Source organism: Mycobacterium sp. SMC-15, from assembly GCF_045310925.1.
GTDB lineage: Bacteria > Actinomycetota > Actinomycetes > Mycobacteriales > Mycobacteriaceae > Mycobacterium.
In genome coordinates, this window is sequence record NZ_JBJIAJ010000004.1 from 101,135 (window position 1) to 123,683 (window position 22,549).

The 22,549-nt window shown below is 68.4% G+C and carries 21 protein-coding genes; 7 read left to right on the forward strand and 14 right to left on the reverse strand.

The window, feature by feature from the left end:
• Window positions 1-23: 23 nt before the first annotated feature.
• The gene (locus ACJH71_RS07375; RefSeq protein WP_406757374.1) at window positions 24-650 is read left to right on the forward strand and encodes a TetR/AcrR family transcriptional regulator; all 627 of its coding nucleotides are present in this window, start codon (window positions 24-26) and stop codon (window positions 648-650) included.
• A gap of 12 nt (window positions 651-662) precedes the next feature.
• Here the strand turns inward: ACJH71_RS07375 and coaD are convergent, their stop codons facing one another.
• The 6 genes from coaD to ACJH71_RS07405 all read right to left on the reverse strand — a co-directional run bounded on the left by coaD (window position 663) and on the right by ACJH71_RS07405 (window position 7,647).
• Window positions 663-1,142, reverse strand: coding sequence for a pantetheine-phosphate adenylyltransferase (gene coaD / locus ACJH71_RS07380; protein ID WP_406757375.1), 480 nt, complete (start codon window positions 1,140-1,142; stop codon window positions 663-665).
• A gap of 11 nt (window positions 1,143-1,153) precedes the next feature.
• A complete protein-coding gene (gene rsmD / locus ACJH71_RS07385) occupies window positions 1,154-1,720 on the reverse strand; it encodes a 16S rRNA (guanine(966)-N(2))-methyltransferase RsmD (RefSeq protein WP_406757616.1) in 567 nt (188 codons plus the stop codon).
• On the reverse strand, window positions 1,717-5,100 hold the full coding sequence (locus ACJH71_RS07390; protein WP_406757376.1) for a pyruvate carboxylase: 3,384 nt from the start codon (window positions 5,098-5,100) through the stop codon (window positions 1,717-1,719). Before ACJH71_RS07390 ends, rsmD begins: the two co-directional genes overlap by 4 nt.
• Window positions 5,101-5,108: 8 nt before the next feature.
• The gene (locus tag ACJH71_RS07395; RefSeq protein WP_406757617.1) at window positions 5,109-5,720 is read right to left on the reverse strand and encodes a vitamin K epoxide reductase family protein; all 612 of its coding nucleotides are present in this window, start codon (window positions 5,718-5,720) and stop codon (window positions 5,109-5,111) included.
• Between the two features lie 2 nt (window positions 5,721-5,722).
• Window positions 5,723-6,478, reverse strand: a complete 756-nt coding sequence (locus ACJH71_RS07400; RefSeq protein WP_406757377.1) for a DsbA family protein — start codon at window positions 6,476-6,478, stop codon at window positions 5,723-5,725.
• Window positions 6,479-6,543: 65 nt separating this feature from the next.
• Window positions 6,544-7,647 carry an alpha/beta hydrolase gene (locus ACJH71_RS07405; RefSeq protein ID WP_406757378.1) on the reverse strand — a complete coding sequence of 368 codons (1,104 nt, stop codon included), beginning with the start codon at window positions 7,645-7,647 and terminating at the stop codon, window positions 6,544-6,546.
• Here ACJH71_RS07405 and ACJH71_RS07410 point away from each other — a divergent pair.
• Together ACJH71_RS07410 and ACJH71_RS07415 are read left to right on the forward strand one after the other, a co-directional pair.
• The gene (locus tag ACJH71_RS07410; RefSeq protein WP_406757379.1) at window positions 7,646-8,491 is read left to right on the forward strand and encodes an aldo/keto reductase; all 846 of its coding nucleotides are present in this window, start codon (window positions 7,646-7,648) and stop codon (window positions 8,489-8,491) included. The genes ACJH71_RS07405 and ACJH71_RS07410 overlap by 2 nt on opposite strands.
• A 1-nt stretch (window position 8,492) precedes the next feature.
• Window positions 8,493-9,332: an aldo/keto reductase gene (locus tag ACJH71_RS07415; RefSeq protein WP_406757380.1), complete on the forward strand. Its 840-nt coding sequence runs from the start codon at window positions 8,493-8,495 to the stop codon at window positions 9,330-9,332.
• A 24-nt stretch (window positions 9,333-9,356) separates the two neighbouring features.
• Here the strand turns inward: ACJH71_RS07415 and ACJH71_RS07420 are convergent, their stop codons facing one another.
• From ACJH71_RS07420 to ACJH71_RS07435, 4 genes are read right to left on the reverse strand one after another with little or no spacing between them, the layout of a single operon-like run.
• On the reverse strand, window positions 9,357-9,950 hold the full coding sequence (locus tag ACJH71_RS07420; protein WP_406757381.1) for a GNAT family N-acetyltransferase: 594 nt from the start codon (window positions 9,948-9,950) through the stop codon (window positions 9,357-9,359).
• 8 nt (window positions 9,951-9,958) lie between these two features.
• On the reverse strand, window positions 9,959-10,672 hold the full coding sequence (locus ACJH71_RS07425) for an HNH endonuclease family protein (protein ID WP_406757382.1): 714 nt from the start codon (window positions 10,670-10,672) through the stop codon (window positions 9,959-9,961).
• Entirely contained in the window at window positions 10,669-12,897 is a 2,229-nt protein-coding gene (recG, locus tag ACJH71_RS07430; protein WP_406757383.1) for an ATP-dependent DNA helicase RecG, read from the reverse strand. Before recG ends, ACJH71_RS07425 begins: the two co-directional genes overlap by 4 nt.
• 2 nt (window positions 12,898-12,899) lie before the next feature.
• Window positions 12,900-14,549, reverse strand: coding sequence for a DAK2 domain-containing protein (locus tag ACJH71_RS07435; RefSeq protein ID WP_406757384.1), 1,650 nt, complete (start codon window positions 14,547-14,549; stop codon window positions 12,900-12,902).
• 193 nt (window positions 14,550-14,742) lie between these two features.
• Here ACJH71_RS07435 and rpmB point away from each other — a divergent pair, with 193 nt between their 5' ends.
• On the forward strand, window positions 14,743-14,934 hold the full coding sequence (gene rpmB / locus ACJH71_RS07440) for a 50S ribosomal protein L28 (RefSeq protein WP_024443272.1): 192 nt from the start codon (window positions 14,743-14,745) through the stop codon (window positions 14,932-14,934).
• Window positions 14,935-15,008: 74 nt separating this feature from the next.
• Here the strand turns inward: rpmB and ACJH71_RS07445 are convergent, their stop codons facing one another.
• A complete protein-coding gene (locus ACJH71_RS07445) occupies window positions 15,009-15,689 on the reverse strand; it encodes a uracil-DNA glycosylase (protein WP_406757385.1) in 681 nt (226 codons plus the stop codon).
• A 6-nt stretch (window positions 15,690-15,695) separates the two neighbouring features.
• A complete protein-coding gene (locus ACJH71_RS07450; RefSeq protein WP_406757386.1) occupies window positions 15,696-16,673 on the reverse strand; it encodes a thiamine-phosphate kinase in 978 nt (325 codons plus the stop codon).
• Between the two features lie 39 nt (window positions 16,674-16,712).
• On the opposite strand from ACJH71_RS07450, the gene ACJH71_RS07455 reads away from it, so the two are divergent.
• Window positions 16,713-17,258: a DUF3515 domain-containing protein gene (locus ACJH71_RS07455; RefSeq protein ID WP_406757387.1), complete on the forward strand. Its 546-nt coding sequence runs from the start codon at window positions 16,713-16,715 to the stop codon at window positions 17,256-17,258.
• Window positions 17,259-17,363: 105 nt separating this feature from the next.
• Here the strand turns inward: ACJH71_RS07455 and ACJH71_RS07460 are convergent, their stop codons facing one another.
• Window positions 17,364-18,476 (reverse strand): D-alanine--D-alanine ligase family protein, encoded by a 1,113-nt coding sequence (locus ACJH71_RS07460; protein WP_406757388.1) that lies wholly within the window; start codon window positions 18,474-18,476, stop codon window positions 17,364-17,366.
• A 23-nt stretch (window positions 18,477-18,499) separates the two neighbouring features.
• Window positions 18,500-19,528, reverse strand: a complete 1,029-nt coding sequence (locus ACJH71_RS07465; RefSeq protein WP_406757389.1) for an NAD(P)H-dependent glycerol-3-phosphate dehydrogenase — start codon at window positions 19,526-19,528, stop codon at window positions 18,500-18,502.
• Window positions 19,529-19,657: 129 nt separating this feature from the next.
• On the opposite strand from ACJH71_RS07465, the gene cofC reads away from it, so the two are divergent.
• Together cofC and ACJH71_RS07475 are read left to right on the forward strand one after the other, a co-directional pair.
• Window positions 19,658-20,338 carry a 2-phospho-L-lactate guanylyltransferase gene (gene cofC, locus ACJH71_RS07470; protein ID WP_406757390.1) on the forward strand — a complete coding sequence of 227 codons (681 nt, stop codon included), beginning with the start codon at window positions 19,658-19,660 and terminating at the stop codon, window positions 20,336-20,338.
• On the forward strand, window positions 20,328-22,535 hold the full coding sequence (locus ACJH71_RS07475) for an RNA degradosome polyphosphate kinase (RefSeq protein WP_406757618.1): 2,208 nt from the start codon (window positions 20,328-20,330) through the stop codon (window positions 22,533-22,535). The genes cofC and ACJH71_RS07475 overlap by 11 nt, the downstream gene beginning before the upstream one ends.
• The last annotated feature ends 14 nt before the right edge of the window (window positions 22,536-22,549 follow it).

Consider the following 22,549-nt stretch of genomic DNA (forward strand, 5'->3'; position numbering starts at 1 on the left):
ATCGACGAGGACGTCCCCGGCTGGTGGCTTCCAGCAGGCCGGGCCGCAGCGCCCGCGACGAGATCCTCGATGCCGCGGCGGAGTTGTTCACCACCGTCGGCTACGCCGCGACCTCGACCCGGCGCATCGCCGACAGCGTCGGGATGCGGCAGGCCTCGCTGTATCACCACTTCGCCGCCAAAGACGACATCCTCGACGCGCTGCTGGCCGACACCGTCGAGAACTCCGTGCAGCTGGCCGCCGATCTGCTGGCCGAGGGCGGACCGAGCGCGCCCCGGCTGCACACGCTTGTGGTCGCCGATACCGCGCAATTGTGCGGCGGTGCCTGGAATCTGGGCACCCTGTATCTGCTCCCGGAGCTTCGCCTCGAGCGCTTCGCCGCCTTCCGCGCACGCCGGGGAGAGCTCCGCGACCACTATCACGAGTTATCGCGTGCGGTGATCGCCGACCATGCCGGTCCCGCCGCTGCCGACGACCTGCCGTTCCGGTTGGTGGAGGCGGTGATCAACCGCCGTTCCGACGACGGCTCCTGCCCGCCGGATCATCCGTGGACGATTGCCGAAGCGGCGCTGCGGGTATTGGGATGCACCGGTGGTTTCCCTGCGATGCGCACCTCGACCGAGCACCGGTTGGGGTGGCAGCCGCAGTAGGCAGCAGCCTGCTCAGCGGCCGGCCAGCTTGGCAGCCAGTCTGCGGTTCACCGGCTCGGGCAACAGGTCTGAGACATCGCCGCCCATCGACGCCACTTCCTTTGCCAACGAGGACGACACAAACGAATACCGCGGCGTGGTCGCCACGAAAAACGTGTCGACGCCGGCGATGTGCTTGTTCATCTGGGCCATCTGCAGCTCGTACTCGAAGTCGGTACCGGTGCGCAGGCCCTTGACGATCGCGGTCAGCTCACGCTCGCGGACGAAGTCGACCACCAAGCCCTGGCCCGACTCCGCACGCACGTTGGGAAGGTGCGCGGTGGCTTCGGCGATCATCTCGAGACGCTCGTCCAGGGTGAACATGCCCTTCTTGGCGGGATTGACCAGCACGGCGGCCACCACCTCGTCGAACTGGGCGGCCGCGCGCTCCAGGATGTCGACGTGTCCCAACGTCACCGGGTCAAAGGAACCGGGGCATACCGCGCCACTCATGTGCGCTGACGCTACACGTCAGGTGCGGTCAGCTCGGCCAGCTCCAGCCGGGTGTCGCCGTAACGGCGCGAGGGCCAGGCTTCCCAGCCCTGCGGCCAGGCCACCGCCGGGCTGGAGGCGGCCCGTTCGATCATCACGACGGTGCCCGGTCCCGCCCAGCCCCCGGCGGTCAGCAATCCCGGCAGCGCGTCGATCGTGGCGGCATCGACGTCGTAGGGCGGATCGGCCAGCACCAGATCCACCGGCGTCTCGGTGCCCCCGGCCAGCACCGCGGCCACCGTGCCGCGGCGCAGCACGGCGCCGGCCAGCCCCAGTGCGGCAATATTGGCGGCCAGCACATCGGCAGCGCGGCGGACCGATTCGACGAACAGCGCCGATGCAGCGCCGCGAGACAACGCCTCCAAGCCGAGCGCCCCCGAACCCGCGTACAGGTCCAACACCGTCATCCCGGTCAGATCCATCCGGGAATCGAGCACATTGAACAGCGCCTCGCGCACCCGATCGGTAGTTGGCCGGGTGCCACGCGGTGGCACGGCGAGGCGTCGTCCACCGGCTGCACCGCCGACGATGCGGGTCAGCTCAGCACCACCAGCAGGTCACCGCCCTCGACCTGCGCGGTCTCGGCAACGGCCACCCGCGTGACGGTGCCGTCGGCCGGCGCGGTGATGGCCGCCTCCATCTTCATCGCCTCGATGGTGGCCACGGTCTGTCCGGCGGTGACCTTCTCCCCCTCGGCAACCCCGATGGTGACCACACCGGCAAACGGTGCCGCGACATGGCCCGGCTTGCTGCGGTCGGCCTTTTCGGCAACCGGCACTTCGCTGGCGATACCGCGGTCACGCACCTCGACCGGCCGCAGTTGACCGTTGATGATGCACATCACGGTCCGCATGCCGCGCTCATCCGGCTCGGAGATGGCCTCGAGCCCGATCAGCAGCTCCACCCCGCGCTCCAGCTTGACCCGGTGTTCCTCGCCTTGACGCAGGCCGTAGAAAAACTGGTTGGCCGACAAACGCGAGATGTCGCCGTAGAGCTCCCGATGCGACTCGAATTCCTTTGTGGGGCCGGGGAACAGCAGGCGATTCAGCCGGGCCTGGCGTTCCGGTCCGGAGCGGGCCAGCACCGCCTCGTCGTCGGCCGAGAGCTGCTGCATCTCCCGTGCCGGGCCGCGACCCTCCAGCGCCTTGGTCCGCAACGGCTCCGGCCAGCCACCGGCCGGGTCGCCCAGCTCGCCGCGCAGGAACCCGATCACCGAGTCCGGGATGTCGACTCGGGACGGGTCGGCGGCGAACTCGTCGGCACTCACGCCCGCTCCGACCAGGGCCAGTGCCAGATCGCCGACCACCTTCGAGCTCGGGGTCACCTTGATCAACCGGCCGAGTACGGCGTCCGCGGCGGCATAGTTGGTCTCGACGTCTTCGAACCGGTCCGCCAACCCCAGCGCCTTGGCCTGCTGATGCAGGTTGGACAGCTGGCCACCGGGAATCTCATGGTGGTACACGCGCCCGGTCGGCGCCGGCAGTCCGGACTCGAACGGCGCGTACACCTTTCGCAGCGCTTCCCAGTACGGCTCCAAGTCGCCCACCGCATCCAGCGAGATCCCGGTGTCGTAGTCGGTGTGCGCCGCCGCTGCGATGATCGAACTCAACGCCGGCTGGCTGGTGGTGCCCGCCAGCGGGGCGGCCGCGCCATCGACGGCGTCCGCCCCGGCCTGCCAGGCCGCGACGTAGCTGGCCAGCTGACCACCCGCGGTGTCGTGGGTGTGTACGTGGATCGGCAGGTCGAAGCGACTGCGCAGCGCGCTCACCAATGTGGTTGCCGCAGCGGGGCGCAGGAGCCCCGCCATGTCCTTGATGGCCAGCACATGGGCGCCGGCGTTCACGATCTGCTCGGCGAGCCGCAGGTAGTAGTCCAGCGTGTAGAGGGTCTCGCCCGGGCTGCTCAGATCCCCGGTGTAACACATGGCGACTTCGGCTACCGCACTGCCGGTTTCGCGCACCGCATCGATGGCCGGAATCATCGAGTCGACGTTGTTGAGCGCATCGAAGATCCGGAAGATGTCAATACCGGTCTCCGTCGCCTCCTGGACGAACGCCGAGGTCACCAGCTCCGGATAGGGGGTGTAGCCGACGGTGTTGCGCCCGCGCAGCAGCATCTGCAGGCAGATGTTGGGCAGCGCCTCACGCAGCGCGGCCAGCCGCTCCCAGGGGTCCTCCTTCAAAAACCGCAGCGCCACATCGTAAGTCGCGCCACCCCAGCACTCGACCGACAGCAGTCGCGGCATGGTGTGGGCCACATACGGCGCCACCTTGACCAATCCGCTGGTGCGCACCCGCGTGGCCAACAGCGATTGGTGGGCGTCCCGGAACGTGGTGTCGGTGACACCCAAGGCCGGCGAATCCCGCAGCCAGCGGGCGAAACCCTCCGGGCCCAGCTCGACCAGCCGCTGCTTGGAGCCCGACGGCGGCGGCACCGACAGATCCAGCTCGGGCAGCTTGTCGCGCGGGTACACCGCCGACGGCCGGGTACCGTGCGGACTGTTGACGGTGACGTCCGCCAGGTAGTTCAAGATCTTGGTGCCGCGGTCGGCCGAGGACCGCGCGGTCAGCAGCTGCGGGCGCTCGTCGATGAACGAGGTCGTGATACGCCCGGCGGAGAAATCGGGATCATCGAGCACGGCCTGCAGGAACGGGATGTTGGTGGCTACCCCGCGGATACGGAATTCCGCGATCGCCCGGCGCGCCCGCTTCACCGCGGTGGGGAAATCCTTACCGCGACAGGTCAGCTTGACCAGCATCGAGTCGAAGTGTGCGCTGATCTCCGCACCCAGGTTGGTGCCGCCGTCCAGCCGGATCCCGGCCCCGCCCGGGCTGCGGTACGCGCTGATCCGGCCGGTGTCGGGCCGGAATCCGTTGGCCGGGTCCTCGGTGGTGATCCGGCATTGCAGCGCCGCACCGTGCAGCGTGATCGCATCCTGGGAGAGGCCCAGGTCCGCCAGCGATTCACCGGCCGCGATCCGCAGCTGTGACGACACCAGGTCGACGTCGGTGATCTCCTCGGTGACGGTGTGCTCCACCTGGATGCGCGGATTCATCTCGATGAACACGTGGTGGCCGCGTTCGTCGACCAAGAACTCCACGGTGCCCGCGCAGGTGTAGCCGATATGACGCGCGAACGCGACGGCATCCGCGCAGATCTTCGCCCGCAGGGCCGGATCCAGGTTCGGCGCCGGCGCCAATTCGACGACCTTCTGATGCCGGCGCTGCACGCTGCAGTCGCGCTCGTAGAGGTGGATCACGTTGCCGTGGTTGTCGGCCAGGATCTGCACCTCGATGTGGCGCGGGTTGAGTACCGCCTGCTCGAGGTAGACGTGCGGGTCGCCGAACGCCGAATCCGCTTCCCGACTGGCCGCTTCCACCGCGTCGGCCAGCGCATCGATGTCGGCGACCCGGCGCATCCCACGCCCACCGCCACCGGCGACCGCCTTGACGAACAACGGGAACGTCATGTCTTGGGCGGCGGCGAGCAGTTCCTCGACCGAGGACGACGGCGCCGACGACGCCAGCACAGGCAGTCCCGCCTCCCGCGCGGCGGCCACCGCGCGGGACTTGTTGCCGGCCAGCGCCAGCACTGCCGCGCTGGGACCGACGAAGGTGATGCCCGCGTCCTCACAGGCCTGCGCCAGTTGCGGATTCTCCGAAAGGAATCCGTATCCGGGGTAGACGGCGTCGGCCCCGCACCGCACCGCGGTGCCGACGATCTCATCGACTGACAGGTACGCGCGTACCGGATGGCCCTCTTCGCCGATCTGGTAGGACTCGTCGGCCTTGAGCCGGTGCAGCGAGTTGCGGTCCTCGTAGGGGTAGACGGCCACGGTGCCGACCCCCAGTTCGCAGGCGGCCCGGAACGCGCGGACAGCGATCTCCCCACGGTTCGCAACCAGCACTTTGGAGATCACTTCCACCCCTACAGCAGCGTTATCCAGTAATCCTGAAACCGAATAAATATCAACAGAAATAACGCGATAAACCATAACGCAGCGATGGTCCAACGCCATCGGTGCAAATGCTGCAAATTTTTGCGTATACCACCCTGCTCAGATGCTAGGGCTGCGAATATCACCAGCAGGCACAGCGTGACCGCCCAGACCACCATGCAGTACGGGCACAGCGCGCCGATGCGGTACAGGCTCTGGAAGATCAGCCAATGCACGAACCCCGCACCGACCAGCGTGCCGAGCGTCATCCCGGTCCAATACCACCGCGGCAGAGGCACTTTCGCCACCGCCAGCACACCGGTCACCACCACCACAGTGAATGCCACGATCCCCATCAACGGATTGGGGAAACCCAGCACCGACGCCTGCGGGGTGACCATGACCGATCCGCAGGACAGCACCGGGTTGAGGTTGCACGACGGCACGTAGCCCGAGTCGATCAGCAGCTCGATCTTCTCGACGGTCAGCGTGATCGAGGCGGCCAGGCCAATGACTCCGCCGATCAGCACCGCCCAGGCCCGGGGCGTCGCCACCGGTACCGCCTGCTCGGGCGGTTCGGGTTCGACGGCCGAAGCCGCGATGGTCACGACTCCTGGGCCGGTGCGGCCATGCCGGGGACGTCACCGACGATCTCGCGGATCTTGGAGACCAGGGCCTCCGGAGTCGAGGGGCGGTAGTCCTCGCCGTTGATACGCAGGGTGGGGGTGGCGTGTATGCCAGCGGCCGCGGCCATACCGCCGACCATCTTGAGGTACTTCCCGCTGTTGATACACGCCGGAACGCCGCCGGCGGCGCCGGCCTGGCGGGCCAGCTCGATCAGGCGCTTGTTGTCGGGGAACTCCGTACCGATCTCCGACGGCTGCAGCTGCTCGGTGTAGAGCGCGGTGTGGAACCGGCGGAAGGCGTCGTTGTTCTCGTCGGCGACACAGTAGGCGGCGGCACCGGCGCGCGAGGAGTAGTCGTCGTTCTGGGGCCGGTCGAGGATCGCGACCATGTGGTAGTCGGCGGCGATCGCCCCGCTGTCGATCAGCCGGGACACCGTCGGGCCGAATGCCCGCTCGAGGTTGCCGCAGGCCGGGCAGAGGAAGTCCTCGTAGAACGCCAGCACGGCCTTAGGCTCATCGGTCCCGTCCTTGGTGACCAGCTTGCTCGAGGTCACCCGGATCGCCTCACCGGCGCCAGCGCCCTTCTTGTGGCCGTTGGACACCACGATGTAGCCGATGAGCCCCACCGCGAAGACCACCACGATCGCGACAAGCCCGATCTGCATGGCGAGGTTGCGTTTCTGGTCGCCGGCCCTCAAGCCGGAGACGCCGGGGCGTTTGGGTTTGCTGGCCACAGTCGGTTGGTCCTCGTCTTCGGTGGTCGGTTTGCGGTTCAGCGTACCGGCGTGCGTCCTGGACCTCAGCCGCGGCTGAGGTGCGCGCGCAGCGCGGAGATCAACTCACCGGTGGCGGTCGCGCTGCCACCGCCCAGGCCGAACAGGTTGATGAAGGCATGCGTCAAGGACGGCATCTGCCGCAGGTCGACCACGACCCCGGCCTCGCGCAGGGCTTTCGCAAACGCCTCGCCTTCGTCGTGCAGCGGGTCGAAACCGGCTACGGCCACCAGTGCGGGCGGCAACCCCGACAGGTCGCCGGCCAGCAAGGGCGATACCCGAGGGTCGGTCGGGTCAAGCTGTGAGCGGCCCACGTATTGGTCGGTGAACCAGGCGATGTCGTGCTTGGTCAGCAGAAATCCGTCGCCGTAGAGGGTGCGCGAGCGGGTCTGGGCGGTGCAGTCGGTGACCGGGTAGATCAGCCACTGCAGGATGGGTGCCGGTCCCCCGCCGTCACGGGCCAGCAGCGCCACTGCGGCGGCCAGGTTGCCGCCGGCGCTGTCCCCACCGACCGCGATCCTTCCGGGTATCCCGCCCAGCTCAGCGGCGTGGTCGTGGGCCCATCGAAATGCTGCAAAGGCATCGTCGAGCGCTGCCGGTGCGGGGTGCTCGGGCGCCAGCCGGTAGTCGACCGACAGCACCGCGATGTCACCGTCTCGGCAGGTCAGCCGGCAGATCGCGTCGTGGCTGTCCAGGTTGCCGATCACGAATCCGCCACCGTGGTAGAAGACCAGCAGCGGCTTGGCGCCACCGCCGACCGGCCGGTAGTGCCGAGCGGCGATGTCGCCGGCCGGGCCGGGCACCACGATGTCGCGAACATCGACGTGGATATCACCGCCGCCGAGCCCGGCGGTCGTCTCGCGCAGTTGGGCACGGGAGGCAACCGCGTCGTCGCCGATGACGAAGCCGTTGATGCCCATCGCGCGCTGCGCGGCCAGCGTCAACCGCAAGGTGGGGTCCAAGGTCTTTCCATCGATGGCTACCGACCGCCCGCCGGTCAGCATCCGCTGGACCCCGATCGGTAGCAGCGGCGTCACCTTCATGCCGACTCTCATGGCGGTGCTCTGCAGCTGGTCGGTCCATCGCGCTCCCCGGCCGGAACCGGAGCCGCCTGGCAGACTTCGTGTCATGGCTGTTGAAGGTAGCTTGCGTTCGGTCACGCTCAACGACGGTAATTCCATCCCCAGCGTCGGTTTCGGGGTTTACAAGATTTCACCTGCCGAGACCGAGCAGGCGGTGCGCACCGCACTGGCTGCCGGATACCGCCATATCGACACCGCGGCCCTGTATGACAACGAGCGTGAGGTCGGCCGGGCCGTCGCGGCATCCGGGCTGCCGCGCGACGAGGTGTACGTGGTCACCAAAGTGTGGAACTCCGACCAGGGCTATGACTCGACGCTGAGGGCATTCGAGGCGAGCATGGACCGCCTCGGCCTCGAATTTCTGGACCTGTACCTGATCCATTGGCCGCTGCCGGCACGCGGAAAGTTCGTCGAGACCTTCCGGGCGTTGGCTCACCTGCGAGATCAGCGCCGGATCCGCTCGATAGGGGTGAGCAATTTCGCACCCGAGCACCTCGAGATGCTCATCGACGGAACCGGGATCGTTCCAGTCGTCAACCAGGTCGAGCTGCACCCGCGCTTCAGCCAGCCCGAACTGCGTGAGGTGCACGCCCGCCTCGGGATCGCCACCGAAGCCTGGGCACCGCTGGGCCGGGGTTCGCTGTTGGCCCATCCGACGGTTACCGGGGTGGCGCGGCGTTGCGATAAGACACCGGCACAGGTGCTGATTCGGTGGCATATCCAACTGGGTAATATCGTGATTCCGAAATCGGTGCACCCGGAGCGCATCGTCGGCAACTTCGACGTCTTCGACTTCGAACTCGGCGCAGCAGAGATGGCCGAGATATCCTCGCTCGACGACGGCGCCCGATTGGGACCCGATCCGCGAACATTCGATTACACAGGTAGGTGAAATGACGTCGGGCACTTCGATCCCCTCCGTCACCCTCAACGACGACCGCGCGATGCCGACTCTGGGCATCGGGGTGGCCGAGTTGACCGAGGCCGAAACCGAGCGTGCGGTCTCGACCGCTCTTGAGCTGGGCTGCCGGTTGATCGACACCGCCAAGGTGTACGGCAACGAGGCCGCGGTGGGCCGGGCGATCGCCGCGTCGGGGATCCCGCGCGAGGAGGTGTTCGTCACCACCAAGCTGGCCAACGCCGATCAGGGACTGACCGCCGCCATCGAAGCCTGCAAGGCCAGCCTGGAGCGGCTCGGGATGGACTATGTGGACCTGTACCTGGTCCACTGGCCGGCTCCATCGCTGGGCATGTACGTCGACAGCTACGGCGGACTCATCCAGGCCAGGGAGCTGGGACTGGCCCGGTCCATCGGGGTGTGCAACTTCACCGCCGAACACCTCGACGATGTGATCGACCTGGCGTTCGAGACGCCGTCGGTGAACCAGATCGAGCTGCACCCGCTGCTCAACCAGGCCGAGCTGCGTGCCGCCAACGCCGAACGCGGCATCATCACGCAGGCCTACAGCCCGCTGGCGGTCGGTCGGTTGCTCGAGCACCCGACCGTGACGGCGATCGCCGGCGAGTACGGCAAGACCCCGGCCCAGGTGCTGATCCGGTGGAGCCTGCAACTGGGCAACGTGGTGATCCCCCGGTCGGCCCAGCCGGAGCGCATCGCGGCCAACCTGGACGTGTTCGGCTTCGAGCTGGCCGACCAGCACATGGAGCGCCTGGGCGGCCTCAATGACGGCACCCGGGTGCGGGAAGACCCGCTGACCTACACCGGTATCTGATCCGAGCCGATCCGCACACGCGGGTCAGCGCGCCGACACCCGGTTGATGCGCTCTACCAACCGGGCCCGCGCTTGCGGCCACTCCTGCCCGATCACCGAGTAGATGATCGTGGTGCGCCAGGATCCGTCGCGGCGCCGGGCGTGGTTGCGCAGCTCACCCTCCCGGGTGGCGCCGATGGCCTGCACCGCGCGCTGCGAGCGCTCATTGAGGTTGTCGACGTTGAACTGCACCCGCCCCGCGCCCAGGGCGCCGAAGCAGTGGTCGAGCAGCAGCAGTTTCGATTCGGAGTTGACCGCCGACCCGCGGACCCGCTGAGCCAACCAGGTGCTGCCCACCGTCAGCCGGCGGTCCACCTCGCTCATGTCGTACAGCGATGTCGTCCCGATGATCTCGCCGGTGCCGGCCTCGACCTGAGTCAGCACCTGGTGGTCGGAAGCCAGTGCCGCGGACACCGAGGCTTCGGTGGGCGGCTCGGAGTGCTGGCCGTAGAGGAAGTACCGGGTGCACTCGGTGTCGAACGCGCGGGCCAGGCCGCCGACATCGGCGAGCACGGTCGGCCGCAGCAGCACATGCTCGCCGGGCAGCGTGGGCGTGGTTCGCCAGTGGTCGATCATCATCGGCTCCCCTATCCGGTCGGGCAGGTGGCCGCTGCCGCACGCAGCACGTCGGCTGACGGCTGATCGAGACGCAACGCGTAGCCCCGCAGGACCGAAATGTAGGCGACGGCGTACTGGCACGCGAACGATTTATTGGGCGGCATCCACTGCCCGGGCCCCGCGTCGCCCTTGTCCTGGTTGCCCTGCCCGGCGACCGCCAGCAGGTTGGCGGGGTCGTTGGCGAAGCGCAACCGCTGGCGATAGGGCCAGGCGGAGGCCCCCATGTCCCAGGCGTAGGCCAGCGGCACGATGTGGTCTATCTGCACCGCCTCACCGATCTTCGCGCCGCGGGTGAAGGCGACGACGGCGTTGGTGTAGGGGTCGTGCAGGGTTCCGGTGGCGACCGCGTCGGCGCAGCGTTTGGTCGACACGTGCGTGATGTCCACCAGATCCCGGTTGAGGATGTCGTTGCGGGTGTCACAGCCGTTGTGCCCGCCCGGCGCATCGTTGTCGTCATCCCAGGCATCGCCGAACAGCGGGCGGCGGTAGTCGTAGCGGTGGGTGCGGGCTGGAACCACGGTGATGCCGGCCAGGACGTCGGTGCCGGGCGCCACCGTGGGCATGCCGGCCTGCGCTGCCAGGGCACGGCTGCTCCTACCTACGGCCGACACCGTCTGGTAGGCGACGACCACGGCCAGCACCGCCACCACGGCCAGCCACAACAGGGTTTTACGACCGGTCATGATTTGTCCAGGTAGTCGATGTCGGTGAAATGCGCGGCGAGCGTGGCCAATCCGGGATCATCCGGGTGGGTTTCCCAAGCCTTGTTGCACCACGACCGGGCCGCCTCGATCACTTCGCCGTGGTCGGCCAGCGAGAGCAGTTTGAGGCCGCCTCTCCAACCGGACTGGTTGCGGCCCAACACATCTCCCTCACCACGCTCGGCCAGATCCAGATCGGCCAGGGCGAATCCGTCCAGGGTTCCGGCGACGGCCTTCAGGCGCTGACCCGCCTTGGACCCCGGACCGCTGGAGGTCGCCAGCAGGCAGAGGCTGGCGTGCTCGCCGCGGCCGATCCGGCCGCGAAGCTGGTGCAGCTGGCTGATTCCGAACCAGTCGGCGTCGGCGATCAGCATGACGGTGGCATTGGGTACGTCGACACCGACCTCGATGACCGTGGTGCAGACCAGCACATCGACCGCACCGCTGCGGAACGCCGTCATCACCGCGTCCTTCTCGTCCCCGGTCAGCCGCCCGTGCATCAAGCCCAGCCGCAGCCCCGACAGCGGCCCGGCCCGCAGCTGATCGAACAACCCCACCGCGGTGGCCGAGGTTCGGCCGCCCTCATCTGCTGAACCGGGTTTGCTCGGCTCGTCGGTCTCGTCGATGCGGGGTGCCACCACGTAGGCCTGCCGTCCGGCCGTCACCTCCTCGCGGATCCGCGCCCAAGCCCGATCCAGCCAGGTCGGCTGCTCCTTGACGAAGATCACCGAACTCGCGATCGGCTGGCGGCCGCGGGGCAGCTCGCGCAACGTGGAGGTCTCCAGATCGCCGTATACGGTGAGCGCCACCGTGCGCGGAATCGGAGTGGCGGTCATCACCAGCAGGTGCGGAGTGATGCCCTCGGGGGCTTTGGCGCGCAACTGATCTCGCTGCTCGACGCCGAATCGATGTTGCTCGTCGACCACCACCATGCCCAGGTTGTCGAATTCGACCACATCGACCAGCAGGGCGTGCGTGCCCACGGCGATGCCGGCCCGGCCGCTGGCGATCTCGGCGCGAGCCTGCTTCTTGGCGGCCGCGGACATCGAGCCGGTGAGCAGCGCCACCGCAGTGGCATTGTCGGCCCCGCCCAGCTGACCGCCGAGCGCCAGCGGCCCGAGCATGTCGCGTATCGATCGGGCGTGTTGGGCGGCAAGGACTTCGGTGGGCGCCAACAGGGCGCACTGATAGCCGGCATCGACCAGCTGCAGCATCGCCAGCAGCGCGACGATCGTCTTGCCCGAGCCGACCTCGCCCTGCAGCAGCCGATTCATCGGGCGGCTGGCGGCCAGTTCGCCTTCGAGCACGCCGAGCACCTCGCGTTGTCCGGTGGTCAGCTCAAACGGCAGCCGCCGAAGCAGTTCTGCGACCATCCCGTCGTCGCGGCGCGGTGCCGGCGACCCGGATTCGGACAGTTCACCGTTGCGGCGCATCGCCAACGCCCACTGCAGACCGAACGCTTCGTCGACGGCCAGCCGAGCCCGGGCGCGGTCCCGTTCGGCGGCGTTCTCCGACAGATGGATCGCGCGCAGCGCTTCGTCTTCGCCGAGCAGGCCCCGTTCGGTGCGCACCGCGGTCGGCAGCGGGTCCGGAACCGGATCGAGCATGTCGAGCACCTGCCGCACGCAGGCGAAGATGTCCCAGCTCTGCAGTTTCGCGGTCGCCGGGTAGATCGGGTAGCAGCTGCGCTCGAAGTCGGACTGGTTGACCTGCCCGCTGACCTTTTGCGATGCATCGGCGATGTTGCGCAGCGAACTGCTGCCGAAGTTGCGTTCCTGCGCGGCATCGTCGGCTTCCTTGAGTACCAGGAAGTCCGGATGGGTGAGCTGGATCGCACCCCGAAACAGCTTGACCTCCCCGGACAGCATCACCCGGGTGCCGGGGGTCAACCGCCAGCGCAGGCCTTTGGGGTTGAAGAACGTCGCACTGACCTTGTTTCGGCCGCTACCGACGGTGACAGCGAGGTATTTGCCGTTGCGCCGCTGCATGTCTTTGAGCACCGCTGAACTAATGGTGTCGACGATGGTGATGTGGTCGCCTTCGGCGGGGCGACTGTCCGCCGCGCCGCGCACCCCGGTGCCTTCGACGTAGCTGCGCGGGTAGTGCCGCAGCAGGTCTCCGACGGTGCGGATGCCGAAGCATTCGTCGAGTTTGTCGGCGGCGTCCGAGCCGACGATGAAATCCAGCCGGTCAGCCAGCGTCACCATCGCTACTCGACCCCGATCAGCAGTGCGTCCCCCCGATGGCCGGTGAAGTAGGTCGCCAGTTCGGTTCCCGGGTGCTGGTCATGCACGTGCCGGGCCAAGACGTCCATGACGTCACCGTCGAAACCGGCCCCGAACAGCACCGTCACCAGCTCACCGCCGGCCGCCAACAACAGATCGATCAGGCCGATCGCCGCCGCACCGACATCGCGGGCCACGATCAGCACCTCGTCTCCGGCGATACCCAGACCGTCGCCGGGCCGGCAGGATCCGGCCCAGGTCAGCGCCTGTTCGGTGGCCACCCGGACCGATCCGAGCCGGGTGCTGCCGGCGGCTCGGGCCATCGTGTAGCCGTCATCGACCACCGGACGGCCAGGGTCGTGGACCGCCAACGCGGACAGCCCCTGCACCATGGAGCCGGTCGGCACCGGTACCACGTCGATGCCCCAGCCGATGGCCGCCGTACAACCCGCCACCAGCTCCTCGGCGGCGACATAACCGTTGGGCAGCAGCATCACCTGCGCTGCACCGGTGTCTACCACCGCCCGCAACAGCTGCTGGGCGGTGACCATCATGACCGGCTCGGCACTGTGCGGGTCGGGCCGCAGCACGCAGGCGCCTTCGGAGTCGAACAACGCCTCGGCGCCGTCGCCGTCGACCACGGCCAGCACCGCACGCTCCCGCGCCCAGCTGCCCGGGGACGGGCCGGTGGCCCCGGCCAGGGCCGAGATCTGGATCCGTCGCGGCCGGCCGAAGGCCAGGCCCGCTTCCACAGCGGCACCCGCGTCATCGGTGTGCACGTGCACCGAATATCCGCCGACCACGCCTGAGGTGGCGATTGCCACCGATTCTCCGAGCTGGTTCAGCCTCTCGCGCAGGGCTTCGGTGTCTTCGGGACCGCACTCGCCGAGTAGGTACATCACCTCGAACTGCGGCGCGGGAGCCTCGGTGCCCGCTTCGGGCGGCCGCGGGCACGGCGCGGGCTGGTATGTCTCCCGCACGGGCGCCTGCCCGGTGATCGTGGAGCGCAGGGCGTCGAGCAGCACCAGCAGGCCGCGGCCGCCCGCGTCCACCACCCCGGCCTCGGCGAGCACGTCGAGCTGCGCGGTGGTCGCCTCCAGTGCCGCCGCGGCTGCATCGGTGCCGGCCACCAGCGCCGGACCCAACTCGGCTCCCTGCTCCGCGCACTCTTCGACGGCCGCAGCGGCAGCCTGCAGCACCGACACGATGGTGCCCGGGACCTCGCGACCGCCCATTGAGGTGACCACCAGTTCGACCCCGTGGCGCAGACCGGCGCCGAGCAAGGTGGAGTCGATGGCACTGACTGCGGTATCAGGGTTGCTTGGGGCCGTCACATCGGCCAGGCCACGCAGGATCTGCGACAGGATCACCCCGGAGTTTCCGCGTGCGCCGTGCAGCGCCCCGGACGACAGTGCGGCCGCGACCCGGCCCACCTCACCCGAGGCGGCCTCGGTGTTGGCCTCGGCCAGGGCCGAACGCATGGTGAACAGCATGTTTGTTCCGGTGTCGGAATCGGCGACCGGGAAGACATTGAGCCGGTTGATCTCGTCGGTATGGGTGATCAGGTCGCCGACGGCGGTGTGCGCCCAGTCCCGCAAGGTCGCCGCATCCAGCCGACGATCGGGGTTGCCCACCTGCGCCCACCTTCCTGCCGCCACCTCCGGTGGCTGCAAGCCTAATCACTCCGGGCGACAGCACAGGTCACGTCCGTCCGGCCGCGATGGGGCGTTTTGGTGGTTGCCCCGCCTGGCGGGTATCCTGATCAGGTTGTCGGGCCACCCGCTGAGGTCGTTGGCCCTCAAGCAGACGTTTTGAGGAGTGTCACATATGGCTGCCGTGTGCGATATCTGCGGAAAGGGCCCCGGCTTCGGTAAGTCGGTGTCCCACTCGCACCGTCGGACCAGCCGTCGGTGGGACCCGAACATCCAGGTCGTGCACGCCGCGCGTCCCGGCGGTAACAAGCAGCGCCTGAACGCCTGCACCTCGTGCATCAAGGCCGGCAAGGTCGTCCGCGGCTAAGTCCGCTCTTTTCTCGCCGAGAGCGCAGGACACCCCTGCCTCCTCGGCGAGTGTGCGCGACCGCCTGAGCCGCGCTACTCCAGTCGCCAGTCGATCGGCTCGGCACCCATCTGCGTCAGCAACTCGTTGGCGCGGCTGAACGGCCGAGATCCGAAGAAGCCGCGCGACGCAGACAGTGGCGACGGGTGCGGTGATTCGATCGCGACGCAGTGGTCGGACAGCATCGGCTTGAGCGTCCCCGCGTCACGTCCCCACAGGATCGCCACCATCGGCTGACTGCGGGCCATCAACGCGCGGATCGCACATTCGGTGACGGCCTCCCAGCCCTTGCCGCGATGTGAGGCCGGCGTACCCGGCCGCACGGTGAGCACCCTGTTGAGCAGCAGCACACCCCGCTGTGCCCAGGCGGACAGATCGCCGTTGGACGGCTTGGGATAGCCCAGATCCGCGGTGTACTCGGTGAAGATGTTCTCCAGACTGCGCGGCAGCGGCCGAACATCCGGGGCGACCGAGAAGCTCAGGCCCACCGCGTGCCCGGGCGTCGGATACGGGTCCTGTCCGACGATCAACACCCTGACGTTGTCGAACGGAAACGTGAAGGCACGCAAGATGTTCTGCCCTTCGGGCAGATAGCCGTGGCCGGACGTCGTCTCCTCGCGCAGAAACTGCCCCAGCGCGGCGACATGATCGGTCACCGGCGCCAGCGCACTGGCCCAACCGCTTTCGACAAGTTCAGGAAGTGGACGCGCAGTCATGGTGTCTCAACGTAATGGGGCGCCGGAATCAAACGACTGCCAGCCCGCCTCCCCGTCCCACCCCGCCCCGTCGACCAGCACCCGTGCCGGCCCCGCCCGTACCTGTCCGATGGCCCGCCAACCGGCCGGCACCGCACCGGGAAACGCGGCGACGAAGGCGTGGTCTTCTCCCCCGCCCAGAACCCACGACCACGCGTCGGCACCGACCGCAGCGGCCGCGGGCGCCAGGGCACGATAATCGGGCGCCAGCGCCGCTGTGGACACGTCCAACGTCACCTGCGACGCCGCGGCCAGGTGCCCCAGATCGGCGATCAGGCCGTCGGAGACGTCCGTCATCGCCTGTGCCCCGGCATCGGCGGCCGCCGCGCCCTGCCCGTACGGCGGTTCGGGCACCAGGTGCCGATGCCTGAGCTCCGCGAATTCTGCTGAGCCCACACCGTCACGCCACAGCCGCAGTCCCGCGGCCGAGCGGCCCAGGTCCCCGGCCACCGCCAGCGTCGCCCCAGCCCGCGCCCCGGACCGCAGCACCGCCGCCCGACCACCTAGGTCCCCCAGTACCGTCACCGACACCACCCAGCAGTCGGCCTGGACCAGGTCGCCGCCGACCACGCCCGCCCCCAGTCGCTCCGCCTCAGCCCACATCCCGTCGGCCAGGGCCGCGGCATCGGCGGCGGAAGTGTGGGCTGGGGCGCCGAAGCCGACGACGAACGCGGTGGGGCGTGCACCCATCGCCTCGATATCGGCGGCGTTCTGCGCGATCGCCTTGCGGCCGACCTGCTGTGGGGTTGACCAGTCCAGCCGGAAATGCCGACGTTCCACCAGCATGTCGGTGGACACCACGGCCCGGCCGTCGGCGCACTGGACCACCGCCGCATCGTCCCCTGGCCCCAGCTGGGTGGTGGTGGGCTGACGTCGCCCGGCCACCAGCCGGTCGATCATGGGAAACTCTCCAAGCTGACCCAGCGTGGGCTCGTTACCGCGCACAGCCTGGAGTGTAGGTGTGATCAGAACGGTAGGCGGGGCGTGACCAATCCGGAGAACGACGCGGACGGACCGCCGCGACTTGCGTTGATCGTCGCGCTGGTGGTCGCGGTCGCCGCGGTAGGCGCGGCACTGACCGTCGCCGCGCGACACCACCCGGGCAAACGGCCGGCCGGACCGGTGCCGGTCGCGGCGGTGCCCGCCCCGCACGCCGACAGCGAAGACTGCCGTGCCCTCCTCGACGCCCTACCGGATCGGCTGGGCGACTATCGGCGCGCCGAGCTCGCCGCACCGGCACCGGAGGGCGCGGCGGCCTGGACCGCCGACGACGGCGAGGCCGTGGTGCTGCGCTGCGGGCTGGACCGGCCGGCCGATTTCGTGGTGGGTTCACCGCTCCAGGTGGTCGATCACGTGCAGTGGTTCGAGGTCCGCGAAGGCGACCGCGCCACCTGGTATGTGGTCGACCGGAAGGTCTATCTGGCGCTGACATTGCCGCCGGGATCGGGCCCTACGCCGATTCAAGAGGTGTCGGATCTGATCGCCGGCACCGTCGACGCCGTACCGATCAGACCGGGCCCGCCGCGCTAGCGATCGCCGGCCCCGACGATTCGCACCGAGCGTGCAATCAGACTGAATATTTGGCTGCTTTTTCGCCCTCAGTGCACGCTCGGCGCGCTAGCTAGCAGGCCGGCGTCAGCGGAGCCCCACGCCGCGAGCCAGGGCGGTGTCGACCATCGTCGCCAGCAGCGTCGGGTAGTCGACACCGCTGGCCGACCACATCCGCGGGTACATCGAGATGGTGGTGAATCCGGGCATGGTGTTGATCTCGTTGATCACCGGTCCGCTGTCGGTCAGGAAGAAGTCCACCCGAGCCAGCCCCTGGCAGTCCAGCGCGGCGAATGCCCGAATCGCCAATTGCTGCACGGCTTCGGCGACCTCGTCGTCGATCTTGGCGGGCACGTCGAGTTCGGCAGCGTCGTCGAGGTACTTGGTGGCGAAGTCGTAGAAGGAGTCGTCGCGGCCCCGCACACCGGCCACCCGGATCTCCGCCACGGTGCTGGCGGCCACCGTGCCGTCGGGGAACTCCAACACGCCGCATTCGATTTCACGCCCGATCATCGCGGCCTCGACAATGACCTTGGGGTCGTGCCGGCGCGCCTCGGCGATCGCGGCGGGAAGCTCGTCGTAGGACATCACCCGGCTGACCCCGATCGAGGACCCGCCGCGCGCCGGCTTGACGAACAACGGCAGCCCCAAGCGCTCCCGATCCTCGATCGACAGCGTCTCCTGGCGCGGCCGCAACACGGCATAAGGTCCGGTCGGCAGACCCTCGGCGGCCAGTAGCTTCTTGGTGAACTCCTTGTCCATGCCCGCCGCGCTGGCCAGCACCCCGGCGCCCACATAGGGCACCCCGGCCAGCTCCAGCAGCCCCTGCACGGTGCCGTCCTCGCCGTAGGGGCCGTGCAACACGGGAAACACCACGTCGACCGACGCCAGCACCTCCGCGGAACCCGCGGACGACAATGCGATCAGCTGACCGGCACGCTGTGGGTCGGCCGCCAGCGCCAGTTCCGCACCGGAGGCCGAGCTGACCGCCGGCAGCTGGCGGTCGGTGATCGCCAACGTGTCGGGGTTGCCGTCGGTGAGCACCCACGCCCCTTCCGGGGTGATGCCGACCGCGACGACCTCGAAGCGTTGCGGATCCAGGTTGCGCAGGACGCTACCCGCCGAGACGCACGAGATAGCGTGCTCGCTGCTGCGGCCGCCGAAGACTACGGCCACCCGGGTGCGTTCGTGGGAATTCACACGCCAGAGGCTACCGGGGCCGCTCACTCCGGCTTGGTGCGACGTCCCAGCAGCAGTGCCACCGCCTCGTTGACCGACGAGCCCTTGTGGCAGACCCGGTGCACGGCGTCGGTCAGCGGCATCTCCACGTCGTAGCTCAAGGCCAGGGCCAGCACCGACTGGCACGACGTCACGCCCTCGACGACGTGACCGTCGGCGGTGCTCAACAACCCCGCCGACCCGGGCACCGGCGGCATCGCCTCGCCGCGGCCGAGGCGCTCGCCGAACGAGCGGTTGCGCGAATGCGGCGATGTGCAGGTGGCCACCAGGTCGCCCACTCCGGCCAGCCCGGCCAGGGTGGCGCCCTTGGCGCCCAGCGCGACTCCCAGACGGATGATCTCGGCCAGGCCCCGGGTGATGATGGCGGCCGCGGTGTTCTCACCCAGCCCTACCCCGGCCGCCATCCCGCAGGCCAGGGCGATGACGTTCTTGCAGGCCCCACCGATCTCGGTGCCGACGACGTCGGAGTTGGTGTAGGGCCGGAAATAGCCCGTGTTGAGCATCCGCTGCAGCGCCACCGCCCGGCCGGAGTCCGTGCAGGCGACGACGGTGGCTGCGGGCTGTTCGGCGGCGATCTCCGCCGCCAGGTTGGGACCGGACACCACCGCGACCTGACCGGGGTCGAATCCCGTCACCGCGGCGACCACCTGGCTCATCCGCATCAGCGTGCCCAGCTCGATGCCCTTGGCGACGCTGACCAGCGTGGCGCTGTCGGTCAGGTGCGGCGTCCATGCCTGCAGATTCGCCCGCATCGTCTGCGCCGGCACAGCCAGCACCACGGTGGTCAAGCCGTCCAGCGCCTCGGCCGGATCACTGGTGGCGCGCACCGCGGCGGGTACCTCGAAGCCCGGCAGGTAGTCGGGGTTGCGCCGGGTCTCGTTGATCTGCGCGGCGATATCGGGCCGGCGTGCCCAGAGCCTGACGTCACTGCCGGCATCGGCGAGCACCTTGGCCAGCGCCGTGCCCCACGCGCCCGCGCCCATCACCGCGACCGTGCCCTCGGTGCCTGCCATCGCACACCACCTCCCTATAAGCGCATCACCCTAGCGGGGATCGCAAGCGCGGCGGAGCCGGGCGAAGCGGGTCACCGCTATGAACCCAGCGCGCGGAACGTTCAGCCCGACGCTGGCAGGATGTGAGGTGTGAACTCCGCACAGGCCGAGGTATCCGGCATCGGCCTGATCATCGCCGTCAAGCGGCTCAGCGTGGCCAAGACCAGGCTGGCGCCGGCTTTTCCCGCACCGCTGCGGGAGGCCGTGGTGCTGGCCATGCTGGTGGACACCATCAGCGCGGCGGTGGCCGCCCGCGGACTCGAACACATCACCGTTGTGACTCCCGATGCGGCCGCCGCGGCAGCCGCCGCCGAGCTCGGAGCCGAGGTGCTGGAGGACCCGACTCCAGAAGGTCACGGCGACCCGCTGAACAACGCACTCGCCGCTGCCGAAGCCGCAGTAACCGAATCGGTACCCAATATCGTTGTGCTGCAGGGCGATTTGCCGGCTTTGCAATCTTACGAGCTCGACGAGGCGATCGCCGCAGCGCGGACACACCAGCGCAGCTTCGTCGCTGACCGGCATGGGATGGGCACCGCGGCGCTCTTCGCGTTCGGCACCGCGCTGGACCCGAGGTTCGGCAGAAATTCATCTACGCGACACCGGGAATCCGGCGCGCTGGAACTGACCGGAGCCTGGCCTGGCCTGCGCTGCGACATCGACACCCCGGAAGATCTCGCGGTAGCGCGTCGGCTCGGAGTCGGTACCGCAACAGCCCGTGCACTCGCACATGCCAAGTCCGGTGGCAGCACCACGCGGGATGAGCAATGATTTCGGGGTGGACGAAATCGAGGGCAGCGAACTCACCGAGACGCGTAGCGACACGACCGACTGGCGTCCGCACGACGCCGCTCCGACTGCACCACCCGCTGCCACCGAGACGCTTTCGGCCGGCGACGACGACGAACTGCCCGCCGACCGCTACCTCAACCGCGAACTGAGCTGGCTGGACTTCAACGCCCGAGTGCTGGCTCTGGCCGCCGACACCTCATTGCCGCTGTTGGAACGGGCCAAGTTTCTGGCGATCTTCGCCTCCAATCTGGACGAGTTCTACATGGTCCGGGTCGCCGGCCTCAAACGCCGCGACGAGATGGGCCTGTCCGTGCGCTCGGCCGACGGCCTGACCCCCCGTGAGCAACTGCGCCGCATCGGCGAACGGACCCAGCAGATCGCCACCAGCCATGCGCGGGTGTTCCTCGACTCGGTCCGCCCGGGGCTGGCCGCCGAAGGCATCCACATCGTCACGTGGGCCGACCTGGAATCGACCGAGCGCGACCAGCTGTCGGGGTACTTCCACGAGCAGGTGTTCCCGGTGCTGACACCGCTGGCGGTCGACCCGGCACACCCCTTCCCTTTCGTCAGCGGGCTCAGCTTGAACCTGGCGGTGACGGTCAAACGTCCCGAGGACGGTGGAAGTCACTTCGCGCGGGTCAAGGTCCCCGACAACGTCGACCGTTTCGTCGAACTCGATGTCGGCGCCAGCAGCAGCGACAGCCGCGGCGAGGTCCGATTCCTGCCGATGGAGGAGCTGATCGCGGCATTCTTGCCGGTGTTGTTCCCCGGCATGGAGATCGTCGAGCATCACGCGTTCCGCATTACCCGCAACGCCGATTTCGAAGTCGAAGAGGACCGCGACGAAGATCTGTTGCAGGCCTTGGAGCGGGAGCTGGCGCGGCGCCGGTTCGGGTCACCGGTGCGCCTCGAGGTCGCCGACGACATGACCGAGCACATGCTGGAGCTGTTGCTGCGCGAACTCGACGTGGACCCCGGTGACGTCATCGAGGTGCCGGGCCTGTTGGACCTGTCATCGCTGTGGCAGGTCTACGGGCAGGACCGGCCCGATCTCAAGGACCGCACCTTCGTCCCGGCCACTCACCCGGCGTTTGCCGAACGGGAAACCCCCAAAAGCATTTTCGCCACCCTGCGTGAAGGCGATGTGCTGGTACATCACCCGTACGACTCGTTCGCCACCAGCGTGCAACGGTTCATCGAACAGGCGGCCGCCGACCCGGGCGTGCTGGCGATCAAGCAGACGCTCTACCGAACCTCCGGTGATTCACCGATCGTCACCGCGCTGATCGATGCCGCCGAGGCCGGCAAGCAGGTGGTGGCACTCGTCGAGATCAAGGCCCGGTTCGACGAGCAGGCCAACATCAAGTGGGCCCGCAAGCTGGAGCAGGCCGGCGTGCATGTGGTGTACGGACTGATCGGTCTGAAGACTCACTGCAAGGTCTGCCTCGTCGTGCGTCGCGAGGGATCGACGATCCGGCGGTACTGCCATATCGGCACCGGTAACTACAACTCCAAGACCGCGCGCCTCTACGAAGATGTGGGACTGCTGACCGCCGACCCGGACATCGGCGCCGACCTGACCGACCTGTTCAATTCGTTGACCGGCTATTCGCGGAAAGTCGCCTACCGCAACCTGTTGGTGGCCCCGCACGGCGTCCGGACCGGGATCATTGAACGCATCGAACATGAGGTCGCGGCACACCGCCAGTCCGGCGACGGCCGGATCCGGCTCAAGCTCAACTCACTGGTCGACGAGCAGGTTATCGATGCGCTCTACCGCGCCTCTCGCGCCGGAGTCCGAGTCGAGCTGTTCGTCCGCGGGATCTGCGCGTTGCGCCCCGGGGTCGAGGGTTTCTCCGAAAACATCCTCGTCCGATCGATTCTCGGCCGATTCCTGGAACACTCCCGCATCATCCACTTCCGCGCCATCGACGAATTCTGGATCGGCAGCGCCGACATGATGCACCGCAATCTGGACCGCCGGGTCGAGGTGATGGTGCAAGTGAAGAACCCGCGGCTGACCGCGCAACTGGGCGATGTGTTCGACTCCGCCATGGATCCGGCCACCCGCTGTTGGGAGCTCGGGCCAGACGGTCAGTGGACGGCCGAACCGCAGGCGGGGGCCACGGTCCGCGACCACCAGGTGTCGTTGATGGACCGGCATCGCAATTCCTGACATCTCCGCCCACT